The 12,556-nt window shown below is 36.1% G+C and carries 13 protein-coding genes and 1 riboswitch; of the genes, 10 read left to right on the top strand and 3 right to left on the bottom strand.

The window, feature by feature from the left end:
- The first annotated feature begins 106 nt into the window (after window positions 1–106).
- The 7 genes from CLU97_RS08400 (at window position 107) to CLU97_RS08370 (ending at window position 4,695) form a co-directional block, all read left to right on the top strand.
- A complete protein-coding gene (locus tag CLU97_RS08400) occupies window positions 107–1,309 on the top strand; it encodes an MFS transporter (protein WP_121487533.1) in 1,203 nt (400 codons plus the stop codon).
- A 196-nt stretch (window positions 1,310–1,505) separates the two neighbouring features.
- Complete coding sequence (locus tag CLU97_RS08395) at window positions 1,506–1,919, top strand: hypothetical protein (RefSeq protein ID WP_121487532.1); 414 nt, start codon at window positions 1,506–1,508, stop codon at window positions 1,917–1,919.
- Window positions 1,920–2,096: 177 nt separating this feature from the next.
- Entirely contained in the window at window positions 2,097–2,444 is a 348-nt protein-coding gene (locus tag CLU97_RS08390) for a DoxX family protein (RefSeq protein WP_121487531.1), read from the top strand.
- Window positions 2,445–2,569: 125 nt separating this feature from the next.
- Window positions 2,570–2,887 (top strand): hypothetical protein, encoded by a 318-nt coding sequence (locus tag CLU97_RS08385; protein WP_228437578.1) that lies wholly within the window; start codon window positions 2,570–2,572, stop codon window positions 2,885–2,887.
- A 104-nt stretch (window positions 2,888–2,991) separates the two neighbouring features.
- Window positions 2,992–3,594 (top strand): Crp/Fnr family transcriptional regulator, encoded by a 603-nt coding sequence (locus tag CLU97_RS08380; RefSeq protein WP_121487529.1) that lies wholly within the window; start codon window positions 2,992–2,994, stop codon window positions 3,592–3,594.
- A gap of 65 nt (window positions 3,595–3,659) precedes the next feature.
- Complete coding sequence (locus CLU97_RS08375; protein ID WP_121487528.1) at window positions 3,660–4,280, top strand: hypothetical protein; 621 nt, start codon at window positions 3,660–3,662, stop codon at window positions 4,278–4,280.
- Between the two features lie 13 nt (window positions 4,281–4,293).
- On the top strand, window positions 4,294–4,695 hold the full coding sequence (locus tag CLU97_RS08370) for a DoxX family protein (RefSeq protein ID WP_121487527.1): 402 nt from the start codon (window positions 4,294–4,296) through the stop codon (window positions 4,693–4,695).
- Between the two features lie 243 nt (window positions 4,696–4,938).
- Here the strand turns inward: CLU97_RS08370 and CLU97_RS08365 are convergent, their stop codons facing one another.
- Window positions 4,939–5,586, bottom strand: a complete 648-nt coding sequence (locus CLU97_RS08365; RefSeq protein WP_121487526.1) for a DUF1062 domain-containing protein — start codon at window positions 5,584–5,586, stop codon at window positions 4,939–4,941.
- Between the two features lie 499 nt (window positions 5,587–6,085).
- Here CLU97_RS08365 and CLU97_RS08360 point away from each other — a divergent pair, with 499 nt between their 5' ends.
- Together CLU97_RS08360 and CLU97_RS08355 are read left to right on the top strand one after the other, a co-directional pair.
- Window positions 6,086–7,501 carry an aldehyde dehydrogenase family protein gene (locus CLU97_RS08360; RefSeq protein ID WP_121487525.1) on the top strand — a complete coding sequence of 472 codons (1,416 nt, stop codon included), beginning with the start codon at window positions 6,086–6,088 and terminating at the stop codon, window positions 7,499–7,501.
- A gap of 113 nt (window positions 7,502–7,614) precedes the next feature.
- Window positions 7,615–8,412 (top strand): helix-turn-helix domain-containing protein, encoded by a 798-nt coding sequence (locus tag CLU97_RS08355; protein WP_121487524.1) that lies wholly within the window; start codon window positions 7,615–7,617, stop codon window positions 8,410–8,412.
- A 100-nt stretch (window positions 8,413–8,512) separates the two neighbouring features.
- On the opposite strand, the gene metE is transcribed toward CLU97_RS08355, so the two are convergent.
- Window positions 8,513–10,816: a 5-methyltetrahydropteroyltriglutamate--homocysteine S-methyltransferase gene (gene metE, locus CLU97_RS08350; RefSeq protein ID WP_121487523.1), complete on the bottom strand. Its 2,304-nt coding sequence runs from the start codon at window positions 10,814–10,816 to the stop codon at window positions 8,513–8,515.
- 174 nt (window positions 10,817–10,990) lie between these two features.
- Window positions 10,991–11,177, bottom strand: a riboswitch (cobalamin riboswitch).
- 195 nt (window positions 11,178–11,372) lie between these two features.
- Between metE and CLU97_RS08345 the strand changes: the two genes are divergently transcribed.
- Entirely contained in the window at window positions 11,373–11,834 is a 462-nt protein-coding gene (locus CLU97_RS08345) for an Lrp/AsnC family transcriptional regulator (protein ID WP_079241360.1), read from the top strand.
- Window positions 11,835–11,928: 94 nt separating this feature from the next.
- On the opposite strand, the gene CLU97_RS08340 is transcribed toward CLU97_RS08345, so the two are convergent.
- Entirely contained in the window at window positions 11,929–12,471 is a 543-nt protein-coding gene (locus tag CLU97_RS08340) for a hypothetical protein (protein WP_121487522.1), read from the bottom strand.
- Between the last annotated feature and the right edge of the window lie 85 nt (window positions 12,472–12,556).

The following is a 12,556-nucleotide window of genomic DNA, read 5'->3' as shown; positions in this document are numbered from 1 at the left end:
ACCAATAAATATCATTGAGATAATGATTTTTACGTTCGGAAAATAATCAGGAAATTTGTAAGACTTAATTTTCTGTCAAACCACTGCATTTAATTGCAAAAAAATCATGAATTCATCTGAAAAAGCTATTCAGGGAAGCTCACGTTTCCGATATATAAAACTTTGTATTTTCTTTTCCGGACTTTCTGTTTTTGCACAGCTTTATCTTTTCCAGCCCATGCTTCCCATGGCTGCAGAACAGTTTGGAGTATCTGTAGGGGATACTTCCCTTCTGGTATCGTCTTCCACAATAGGTATGGCACTGGGATTATTATTTTTTGCATTTAAGGCAGATAGTTATTCAAGAAAAAGCCTGATGGTCTTTTCATTGATCTCTTCTGCGCTTCTTACCATTATTTCAACCTGGATTCCTAACTTAAGTCTTATGATTACAATAGGAATATTGAAAGGTTTTTTGGTTTCCGGGGTGTCTGCGGTTGCTCTTGCCTATCTTACTGAGGAAGTGGATGCTTTGGCAGTTCCGGCAGCCATCAGTATGTATCTCAGCGGAAATACAATTGGCGGCATGAGCGGAAGGATAATGGCAACATTGTTTGCCGGAGAATTTGGGTGGCGTAATGCTGTTCTTCTGATTGGGGTGGAAAGTTTCATTCTGGGTGCTGTATTCTGGAAACTCTTTCCGGAGTCCAGGTTTTTCAATCCACAGAAAACGGATTACCATCTTAAGGTAAAGCAGATGAAGTTTTTTCTTACCAACCCTTATATGCTTCGTTTATATTTCACCGCCGCCTTACTGATGGGTGTTTTTGTGAGTGTTTATAATTATCTGACCTTCAGATTAGAAGCAGAACCTTTTTCTTTAAGTCATTTTGTTATCGCTTTTATCTTCCTGATGTATATTTTTGGAGTATTTGGAACAATGATCGTAGGCCGGCTTTCCCGAATATTTCCCATGAACAATATTCTTAAAGCCTCCATTCTGTCCATGATTATCGGGGCAGCTTTACTGATATCTGGAAACATTTATATCCTTATTTTCGGGCTTGGACTTTTTACGCTATCATTTTTTGCTGCTCATACTATGGCAAGCCAAATGACTGCATTATATGCTAAAAGAGGAAAATCTTCAGCCACTTCTATTTACTGGCTGTTTTACTATTTTGGTTCAAGTATTCTGGGAAGTGGCACAGGATATTTATTACATGCCTATTCCTGGAATGTTTTCATAGCAGTCCTTATCATAGCCATTATTACAGCCCTTCTTCTCACAACGTTTAATCCCATTCCCAAAGCAAGAATAAAAAACTAATACCACACGCATACCACATTTATTTTTCCGGTAAATATGATAATTCGCCTTTACATGTAGTATTTTAACACATTGTTAATTTTTTATAGTAAAAATTTAACCTAACCTTGATCAAAATAGGACTCAATAATCCAATGCCGGGCATACTATTTGATATTTATCTAAAATCATATCATCAACTAAAACTCAAAATATTATGAACGTAGCAGATCTAAAAATCAAGAACTTAGTCGAGTACAAAAATCAGATTTATACCATTACAGAGATCTTTCACAATGTCGAACAGGATTATTTTGTTAAAATTGAAAACGATGTTCAAAGTATTTCCGTTCCGGCAGCATCCATCAAACCTATTAAAATAACGGAAGAATGGCTTGAAAAGCTAGGGTTTTCAAGAACATACAGTTCGGAACAGAGCATCCGGTATGAAAGGCCGGAATCTTTTATAAAATACGATATAGACTTAAGCTCCAGAAAGATCCTGGAGGGTCTTAAAATATACGGGAACGCCATAAAATGCAGGTATATTCATGAGTTTCAGAATATTTTCTCAAGCTTATTCGGAAAAGAAACTGCACTACATTATGGTTATTTGAAAACAGAATCGTAGTTAAATAGTTCTTAGTTGAGGAAGACCACAATTTATCCCGTAAATTGTGGTCTTCTTTTTTTAGAATAAAGCTGGTAAAAGCCATCATCCTTTTCATTTACAATAAATTCCGAAAACTTCACCATTGATATATCATTAATTTCATTGATATTTGTATTAATAATATAAAACACATCAATGATTCTAAAGGTTATTAATTCCGTATTAATTCTATTTGCTGTCTTTATGGGCTTCAAACAGGGAATTGCCATGATTTCCGGTAAACCTGAAATGACAGAAATGTTCGGAAAATGGGGTTTTGATAAAACTGGCCTTATGATCAACGGAGTGGTTACGATACTGGCCTCTGTAATGATTTTATTCCCAAAAACATTTGTCTGGGGTAATTTTCTGATGGCAGCCGGCATCTTATTGATTATCTGTTTTCAGCTTTTAAATAAAGACATGAAAGGTGCTATGATAGAACTTCCGTTTCTTTGTTTAAATCTGCTCATTATTTATCTGCAACATCCTCTTAAAAGCTGAAATCAATGAAAACCTATAAGTTAATCATCGTATTTCTGATAGGTTTCTCCTGTATAGCATGCGGACAAAATGCAAACACAAGGAAACAAAATCTTCAACCACAATCTTCAAAAAAACAACAAATAATGGACTTAGCAAAAATAAAAGATCCGGAAGTAAAAAAAGCCATCGAAGCTTTACAAAATGGTGATAAAAGCTGGTACAATTTCTTTACGGAAAATCCGGCAATGACCGATGACGGCCGCTCTATAGATTTCAAATCTTTCTTCTCCAATGCTCTGGGTAATGAGATGTTTCTCAGCATAGACCGCGTAGAAAATGATGGAAAAAATATTTATGGTAATTTTAAAGCTGGAAAATGGGGAACATTTCAGACTTATTTCAAATTCCATAAAAATGCGGAAGGCAAATTTGACAGACTAGACATTGGACAAAACAGATAAATACTCTGTTTATCATTCTTTGATTGTTGTTCATCCTGCTTTATTAAAGCATTTTTTTAATATTTGCGTAAATTTGTATCTGTATGCTATAAGCACAAATTCTCATGACGGAAACACATACTATACTTTCGCAACTCATAGAACACTTTAAAGAAATCGTCTCTTTGGAAGATAAAGACATTGACTGTATCACATCAAAATTCGAAATTACATTTCTTAAAAAGAGGGAATATCTGCTTCGTGAAGGACAGGTTTCTAGACATATGCGCTTCATTGCAAAAGGAAGCCTGTATGCTTATCATATTGATGAAAAAGGAAAAGAAAACACCACTCAGCTAGGTATTGAAAACTGGTGGGTGAATGATCTTTACAGCTACCTGAGCGAGCTGCCTTCAAGAATGTTTATTCAGGCGAATGAAGATACCACAATCATACAAATCAGTAAAAGCAACCTGGAATTATTATACAAAGAAGTTCCGGCGATTTCCGAATTCTGGCGCCTGAAAATGCAGTCTGCCTATGTTACTTTGCAGGAAAGAACCTTTGAACATTCACGCGTAGATGCTTACACCAAATACCGCACATTTGTCACTACTTACCGTAATATCGAACAGCGTTTTCCTCAGTATATGATTGCTTCTTACCTTGGCATCACGGTAGAATATCTGAGTTATCTGAGAAAAAAGCACCTGTCTGATGTTTCTTAAGATTTCTTAAGTTTATTCCCCTCCAGCCCGAATAATTTTGCTCAAAGAAATTTAATGAGTGAAATATGAAGGCAAAAATTATCGCAATAACAGCTCTTGCATCAGTTTCTTTGGATCTGAGTGCACAGAAACTTTCCTATACCCCGGATCTTGTTGTAGGACACCGTTCCTATACTTATATTCACAATATCAATTATCAGCTGAATGACAGGCTGAAATTGAATAATCTTACCCTGTTTGATACAGAATATACCAAAGACAAAGAGAATATATTCTTTATCAGAAATACCCTTGCCTATAGCTTTACCAAAAGATTGAGTGCCAATGCTGCATTTGGAATGAAAAACCCGGGAGCATTTTTCAGCGCTTATCTGCAATATAAGATCATCAAGCCTTCCTATTCGCTCTCCTACTCTATAGGAACTACTTACCAGAAAGGATTTTCTCTTGAACAGTCTATATCGTTTGAATATACTCCGTATCTGACAGAAAATTTTAAAGGGTATTTCAGTGTCCTGGCCATTGGAAATATTGATGACAGCGGATATCCAAGAGGACTTCAATTCGTAAGACTGGGTATAAAACAAGATAAAATGATCTACGGACTGGCTTCCAATTTCGATCAGTTTAATAATGGAAAAAAGACACTGGAAAATATCGGGGCATTTGTAAAATATAACTTTTAAATAATTATAAGAAATGAAAAAGAACATTGATTTAGGATTACTTATCACCAGAATAGCTATCGGATTTCCGATGTCGGTTTACGGAATCAGTAAACTAGTTCATGGAGTTGGGTTTATTGAAAATATGATGACCATGCATGGTTTGCCATCCTTCTTCGCTTATGGGGTGTTTGCAGGAGAAATTATAGCTCCTGTGATGCTGATCATAGGATTTCGGGTACGTCTGGCAGGATTGATCTTTGCTGCCAATTGCTTTACTGCAACTATTCTTGCCCAAACAGCCAATATTTTCAAACTTAATGAATTTGGGGGCTGGGCTTTGGAACTGCTTGTGATCTACATGCTTGTAAGCCTGAGTTTTTTCTTTTCCGGAGCCGGGAAATATGCAGTTTCTATTCAAAATAAGTGGGATTAACAGCAGATATTAAACTTATTTAAACTTTTTTGGAATCATTAAGATGGTATTAAGGTTTTGAGAATATTAAGATAAAATTCGCTGTAAGTCTAAAAATCAGTATGATTAAACTTAATACTCTTTATGTCTTATATCATTCCTTAATGGTTATATATGGAGCAATTTTTAATAAGTTGAAACAGTTTGATTAAAAAATTCAGTCAACAAAAACCTCCCGATCATTGATCAGGAGGTTTTTTATGGTTATTGACCATCTACAGTACTGAGAAATAAATTTTCTTTTCCGATAAGATAAGTATTGATCAATATCTGTCTGTTGACTTTAATCACATCACCATTTTTAAACTTATACATCTTCTGAAAAGGTTTTTCATTACAATAAACCGCATCAGACTCAAACAAGAGATTCAATTTAGATGATGAAAGTTCTAAACATGTCCGGGTTACCGTTGAAAGTCTCATATTAAAATCAAAGGAACTGCGTATTTGAAATGAAATCATCTCTTCATTCATATTGATAAGATCTTCTACCGAAAAGTTTGGGTATAGAATTTCATACGCCACACTTTCCCAATCTGCTTCCACATTATTTTTTCTTATGACTTCCTGTGAAAAGGCATATTTCCAAGCAATTTCTGTGTCGTTTTCTGAAAATTGATTGAATATTTCTTTACTGATGGATTCTGTTCTGATCCTTGAAAACACCGCCATGTTATAGGTGTTATTGCATTTTACACATCGGTAAATCAACCATATGTCGATATTCTTTTTCTGAGCATTCAGTCTGAATTTATCGCTGCATTGAAATCTTTCGCTGTTACAATGGCTGCATTTCTTTTTGAGTAAGGGAGTATTTTTCGCTTTTACCTCCCAGATATGTTGGGTACTCATAGCTTATAATCGTGTTTATTATTCTTTGTTGGATTTTTTTCCATACTATCACGCATTACAAGGAGATTATTAACATCCGTTTTGAGCTTCAAGATTATTTCTTAAGCCAGAATTTGCTGGAAAGTTCAGTTTTGATCAATAACCATGGTCAAAAACAAAACAGCAGACAAAACCCCATTTTAGGGTAATACGATAAATAATATGATAAAATGAAACCTGTTTGGGCAGAGTTACCCAAACGAAAGAACGATCAGCCTGTGGTTACGGAGACTGATACTAAGCCAAAATAAGTTTAAGAGTTGTTCTCAAAACGAGTTATTTACTTGGTTATGATAAAAGTAGTCAATTTTATTGAATGGTAAAGTCTTTCCACATTTAAAATCAAAAAAAATAAAATTTACGGTCTGTAAAATGAACCATACAACAAATAAAAATTGAACTGTACAACAAACCTATTTTTTCAGTTTCTGCCGAACTTTGCGGTATTAAAATCATCAAAATGATACAGATTAATAAAATTTACGTAAACGGAAAATTCGTTACCCCAAAAGGGACAGAGACTTTTGATCTTATAAACCCAACCTCCAATCAGAAAACCGGAGAAGTAGTGCTGGGAAATGAAGAAGATACCCGAATGGCTATTGTAGCCGCAAAGAAAGCTTTTAAAACATTTTCAAAAACAACAAAAGAAGAAAGAATCAACTTTCTTAAAAAACTGCATGAAGCGGTAAGCAAAAGAGAGGATGAGCTGGTTTCTGCCATGGTAAATGAATATGGAGGAACATTACAATTCTGCAGAATGAGTGTTCAAAATGCCATTTCCTCTTTCACAGCTACCATCAACACCTTAGAATCTTATGACTTTGAAAGAACTGTAGGACATTCTAAAGTACGTTTTGAGTCTTTAGGCGTAGTAGGAATTATTACTCCATGGAATGCCAGCAACAGTTTTATCTGTAATAAACTTGCGACTGCTATTGCTGCCGGTTGTACAGCGGTAATCAAACCCAGCGAAATGAGTGCTGTACAAACTCAATTGCTTACAGAATGTTTTCATGAAGCTGGCTTGCCTGAAGGAGTGTTTAATATTGTCAATGGATTAGGAAATGTGGTCGGAAATGAAATTACACAACATCCGGACATTGCAAAAATATCTTTCACCGGATCTACAATAACTGGAAAAGCGATTGCCAAAGGAGCTGTAGATACCATGAAAAGGGTAACCTTAGAACTTGGTGGAAAATCACCAAATATTATTCTGGAAGATGCTGATCTTGATAAAGCGATCCCAATGGCCGTTTTTGGAGCTTATATGAATAACGGGCAGGCATGTATCGCTCCTACCCGACTTCTTGTTCCCCAAAACAGACTGGATGAAGTGAATGAACTGGCTAAAAAAGCTGCCGAACAGGTAAAAGTAGGAAATCCTAACGATGAAGACACTCTTGTGGGCCCAATGGTAAGTGCCAAACAGTTTGAAAGAGTACAAAGCTACATCCGCCTTGGTCAGGAAGAGGGAGCCGTTCTGCTTGCAGGTGGTGAAGGGAAGCCGGAAGGTCTAGAAAACGGTAATTTCGTAAAAGCAACCATTTTTACCAATGTTCGAAATGATATGCGAATCGCTCAGGAGGAAATTTTTGGACCCGTACTATCCATCATTCCATATAACAATGAAGAAGAAGCCATTTCTATTGCTAATGATACTACGTATGGACTTGCTGCTTATATCAGCTCTGCTGATCAAGCGCATGCAGAACGTGTAGCTGCACAGATTGATGCCGGAAGGATCTGTATTAATGGGTTTTCGCATGATCCTTACGCTCCTTTTGGAGGCTTTAAACAAAGCGGTATCGGACGTGAGTTTGGAGTATTTGGCCTGGAAGCTTACCTGGAACCCAAAGCGATCCTTGCTTAAAATTATATTCCGCAAAGTCCGTGAATATTGGGCTTTGCGGAATTTAAATATTTGATCATAAAAAAGTTTTGTAAGTTTGAATAAGAATCTATCAAGAAATACCCGTCTGAGATATGAGTGAAAATAAAATTCCTTTTCCAATTAATTATTCCTGTTACTTTTCAGAATTCCGGGAAGGAGAACAGTTTGCGCAAATTAACAGTCTCGGATTGGTTCTTTCCGGAGAAATGGAACTGAATGACGGTATTACAAAAACAATATTCAAAGAAGGCGAGCTTTATTCCGCCAGGAAAAACAGCTTATTAAAATTTGCAAAATATCCTCCTAAAAATGGAGAGATCAGAACCATATCCATCTATTTTGATGACGCTATTCTTCATGATTTCAGCCGTGAATATGGATATCAGGCAGAAAAGAAAGAACATGTTCCCGCTTATATAAAACCTGACCAAAAGGCATTACAATCTTTTATGTATTCATTATTAGCCTATGAAGATCTTTCTGCTTCAGAGGAAATTCTTCGGCTAAAACAGAAAGAAGCGCTGCTTTTGCTGCTGAAGTATGATCCGGGGCTTAAAGATATTTTATTTGATTTTTCTGAGCCATATAAGATAGATATTGAAGCTTTTATGAATAAAAATTTTCATTTCAATGTGAATGTAGAGCGTTTTGCTTACTTAACGGGAAGAAGTTTATCTGCATTCAAAAGAGATTTTCAAAAGATATTTGGTGCCCCACCAAGACAATGGCTGCAGCTTCGAAGATTAAAAGAAGCTCATTTTCTGCTTACCCAAAAAGGAAAATCTGTTTCTGATATTTATCTGGATCTGGGGTTTGAAAATTTATCTCATTTTTCATTTGCTTTTAAGAAACAGTTTGGTTATCCTCCAAGCACATTGCAGGCTAAATAGTTCAGTATTCTATCAATGTTTTCAAGGAATATTACAATAAATCGTGCCATGAAAGTCATGGCACGATTCTGTGATTGTATCTAATTATTTCTAAAGTTTTCTAAAGTGCATATTCTACCGAAGCTTCTTTAGCAGCGGCTACCATTGCTATTAAAGCTTTTTCGGTTTCATCCCAGTGTCTTGTTTTCAGTCCGCAGTCTGGGTTTACCCAAAGCTGGTTCGCAGGAATTACATTCTGAGCCTTTCTCAACAATTCGATCATTTCTTCTTTTGACGGAACTCTTGGTGAGTGAATGTCATATACTCCGGGACCAATTTCATTTGGATATTTGAAATCTGCAAAAGCATTCAGCAATTCCATCTGAGAACGTGAGCATTCTATGGTAATCACGTCTGCATCCATATCGGCGATATTTTCAATAATATCATTGAATTCCGAATAGCACATGTGGGTATGGATTTGGGTAGCATCTTCTACTCCACTTGCTGAAATTCTAAAGGCTTCCACAGCCCATTTCAGATAATTCTGCCAGTCTGTTTTTCTTAAGGGAAGTCCTTCTCTGATAGCAGGTTCGTCAATCTGAATAATCCTGATCCCAGCTTTTTCCAGATCCACAACTTCATCACGGATCGCCAAAGCAATTTGCTTACACGTTTCGGAACGAGGCTGATCATCACGTACAAAAGACCATTGCAAAATCGTAACCGGACCTGTAAGCATTCCTTTTACCCATTTTTCAGTCTGGGATTGTGCATATTGAGACCAGTAAACTGTCATAGGAGTTGGGCGGGAAACATCACCAAAGATTACAGGAGGTTTCACACAACGGCTTCCGTAGCTTTGTACCCATCCGTTTTTGGTGAATACAAATCCTTCCAGCTGTTCTCCGAAGTATTCTACCATGTCATTACGCTCAAATTCCCCGTGAACCAATACATCAATTCCGATGTCTTCCTGCCAGCGGATTGTTCTCTGAGTTTCTTCTTTCAGTAAAGTATCATATTGTTCTGCGGTAAGCTCTCCTTTTTTGAATTGGGCTCTCCAGCTTCTCACTTCTGTTGTCTGCGGGAATGATCCAATGGTTGTGGTTGGGAATAAAGGAAGCTGCAATACTTCCTGCTGTTCTTCTTTTCGGATTTTGAACGTGTTTATTCGCTGAGCATCCTTTTCAGTAACAGCATTTGCTCTTTGTTTCACTTGATCATTATGGATAAGAGAAGAAGTTCTTCTGCTTTCAATAGCATTTTTATTTTCTTCGAATGCTTCAAGAACCTGTTCATTTTCCGTTCCTGCTGCCAGTTCTTTAAGGGTCACCACTTCTGTTACTTTTTGTTTGGCAAAAGCCAGCCAGTTTTTAATTTCAGGATTAAGACTGGTTTCAAAATCCAGATCACACGGTGAATGAAGTAATGAACATGATGGAGCGATGAAAATTCTTTCAGATCCTAATTTTTCAACAGCTTTTCTGATGAAAGACAGTGATTTTTCATAATCATTTTTCCAGATATTTCTACCATCAATTACTCCTAATGAAAGGCTTAAACTTTCAGGAATACTATTCAGAATACCATCCAGCTGTTCAGGGTTTCTAACCAGATCAATATGCAATGTATTCACCGGAAGTGAAACAACAAGGGATGTATTATCTTTTAATCCGTCAAAATAAGTAGCAATAATAAATTTCAGTTTCGGGAAACGTTTTCTTATTTCAGCATATACGGAAATATAAGTTTCTTTTGCTTTTTCGGTTAAATCCAATGCCAGAAAAGGTTCATCAAACTGAATCCATTCTGCACCCTGATCCTGAAGTTTGGTTAAAATTTCTGTATAAACAGGAAGAAGGTTTCCGGCAAGATCCAACTTATCAAACCCTTCTTCTTTTTCTTTTCCTAATAACAGATAAGAAACCAATCCGATAATAACCGGTTTAGCATTGATTCCAGCCTGCTTTGCTCCTGCAAATTCATTGAAAATTTTATCTGAACTTAGCTTAAACTGTTGATTTTTATAAAATTCCGGAACAATATAGTGATAATTGGTATCGAACCATTTGGTCATTTCCATGGCTGTGATATCCAGTCCATCTTTCTGATATCCTCTTGCCATGGCAAAATAAAGATCCAGTTCAGAATTGTTCTTCTTAAGCACAACTTCATGATAGCGCGTAGGGATTGCTCCTACCACAAGGCTCATATCCAATACCTGATCATAATAGGAAAAATCATTACACGGAATAAGGTCTATTCCGGCTTCTTTCTGGATATTCCAGTTTTGATTACAGATAGTTCTTCCTGTATTCAGAAGTTCTTCCAAAAGGATTTTACCTGACCAATACTGTTCGCAGGCTTTTTTAAGTTCTCTTTTGCTACCAATACGCGGATAGCCAAGGATGTGAGTTTGCATTTTTTTAAACTTTTTAGTTAAACTTATTGGGAAAGTGCTTTAAAATGCTTCGTTATGTTTAAGCAGAAGAAGTTTCAGGAATATAGTGACATAGCAGGCAGTGCATTTCCCTTCAAGAGAAAATACATATCTGATCTATCATCTATTTGACCTAAAAGCTTCAGACCGCGAAAGCATTGTCAATTCAGTAAAGGCAGGTCTCCTGGCTTGTAACAGTTTCCGTCATCCTTCCCGCTTTTGGCAGTGGATATGCAAAGACAGAAACTTTTGGTGTGTTACTTACAGTTGCGCGACAGCTCGTGATTCTCACACGATTCCCTATTAATCTACCTTAAGTAAAACCTTTCCTGTTTGATGAAGTATCTATAAAGAACTGTACTTTTACCTTTAACCATTGTCATCAGTAAAAGTTTTTAATTTTGTGTAAAATTAGCAATACAGAATAAAAACACAATAAAAATAAAATAATTAAGCAAATTAAACTTTAAAAATTATAAGTAAAAGCATAAAATTCTTTACATTTGATTGTTTTAATCATTTAAAAGAATAATATTCTGTGGAACAACTCGATGATAAGGATTTACAGCTGCTCAGACTGCTCCAGAAAAATGCTAAACTGACCGTTAAAGAACTGGCAAAAGAAGTCAATCTCTCCACCTCTCCTGTTTTTGAAAGAGTGAAAAGGCTAGAACAGGATGGTTTTGTTAAAAGATATGCTGCGGTTCTTGATGCCGAAAAGCTGAACCGCGGTTTTACGGTTTTCTGCCAGATTAAGCTGAAAATTCACGACAGATCTGTGGGCTATGATTTTGTAAAAGAGATTTTAGAAATTGAAGAAGTTGCCGAGTGCTACAATATTTCCGGTGATTTTGATTTTCTTCTGAAAGTGCAGGTAAGGGATATGAAACATTACCAGGATTTTGTGTTCAATAAGCTTGGATCTGTAGATTCCATCGGGAGTACTCACAGTACTTTTGTGATGGCTGAAGTGAAAAACAATCATGGATTAACGATATAGAGCTCCTTTAAAATAAAATGAATTCATCCTATGAAATAAAAAAATCCGTCATTAGCTTGACGGATTTTGTAGTATTTTGAGGCTTTTCCAATAATTAATTGGCTGCCGGGTCTATAAGTTCTGTTGTTAAACCCAATGATTTCAACAGGTTTTTGTTATCAAATAACAGTGTTGCATAATGTTTTCCTTTCTTAAAAACGAGTTTTGAACCTCCTGGAAACTCACTATTGGCACCTAATTTCTGTGTTTTCGCATGGTATTTACTGAATCTGGTTTTGCTATCCTGCAATGTAGTTTTATTTAGAATAAGACCAAAAGGAAGTCCTTCTACCACTAAAGGTTTATGATCTGAAGTCGTAAAGAACATTTCATTAATCATATTATCTTTTCCCAGACCGGAATAAAGTTCCAGCCCTGTCTTCATTGGCCATTTTGCATATTTTTCTTCATTGGCATCTTCATAAAAAACAGTTTTTACGTTCAATGCTTTTGAGATTTTATCGGCAGTCTGAGGGAAAACAAATTCTGAATTTTTGTCTAATAAGGAATTCAAAGTGGCTGTCTTCTGTGAAAATATGTTTGAGCTTACTACCAGAAAAAAAATAGTTACAATAAAAGTAAATCGTTTCGTCTGCATGGGAATATTTTAAAATTTTAAATGATTTGATGGCTAAAGGTATTAAAAAATACACGATCCCATCCCTCCAATTCCTAAATCATCT

The organism is Chryseobacterium sp. 7, from assembly GCF_003663845.1.
GTDB lineage: Bacteria > Bacteroidota > Bacteroidia > Flavobacteriales > Weeksellaceae > Chryseobacterium.
This window is presented reverse-complemented; position numbering and strand designations above follow the sequence as displayed.

Excerpts from the sequence above, each read along its gene's own strand:
- CLU97_RS08400 (WP_121487533.1), top strand. The coding sequence starts at position 107 with ATGAATTCATCTGAAAAAGCTATTCAGGGAAGCTCACGTTTCCGATAT.
- CLU97_RS08395 (WP_121487532.1), top strand. The coding sequence starts at position 1,506 with ATGAACGTAGCAGATCTAAAAATCAAGAACTTAGTCGAGTACAAAAAT.
- CLU97_RS08390 (WP_121487531.1), top strand. The coding sequence starts at position 2,097 with ATGATTCTAAAGGTTATTAATTCCGTATTAATTCTATTTGCTGTCTTT.
- CLU97_RS08385 (WP_228437578.1), top strand. The coding sequence starts at position 2,570 with ATGGACTTAGCAAAAATAAAAGATCCGGAAGTAAAAAAAGCCATCGAA.
- CLU97_RS08380 (WP_121487529.1), top strand. The coding sequence starts at position 2,992 with ATGACGGAAACACATACTATACTTTCGCAACTCATAGAACACTTTAAA.
- CLU97_RS08375 (WP_121487528.1), top strand. The coding sequence starts at position 3,660 with ATGAAGGCAAAAATTATCGCAATAACAGCTCTTGCATCAGTTTCTTTG.
- CLU97_RS08370 (WP_121487527.1), top strand. The coding sequence starts at position 4,294 with ATGAAAAAGAACATTGATTTAGGATTACTTATCACCAGAATAGCTATC.
- CLU97_RS08365 (WP_121487526.1), bottom strand. The coding sequence starts at position 5,586 with ATGAGTACCCAACATATCTGGGAGGTAAAAGCGAAAAATACTCCCTTA.
- CLU97_RS08360 (WP_121487525.1), top strand. The coding sequence starts at position 6,086 with ATGATACAGATTAATAAAATTTACGTAAACGGAAAATTCGTTACCCCA.
- CLU97_RS08355 (WP_121487524.1), top strand. The coding sequence starts at position 7,615 with ATGAGTGAAAATAAAATTCCTTTTCCAATTAATTATTCCTGTTACTTT.
- metE (WP_121487523.1), bottom strand. The coding sequence starts at position 10,816 with ATGCAAACTCACATCCTTGGCTATCCGCGTATTGGTAGCAAAAGAGAA.
- CLU97_RS08340 (WP_121487522.1), bottom strand. The coding sequence starts at position 12,471 with ATGCAGACGAAACGATTTACTTTTATTGTAACTATTTTTTTTCTGGTA.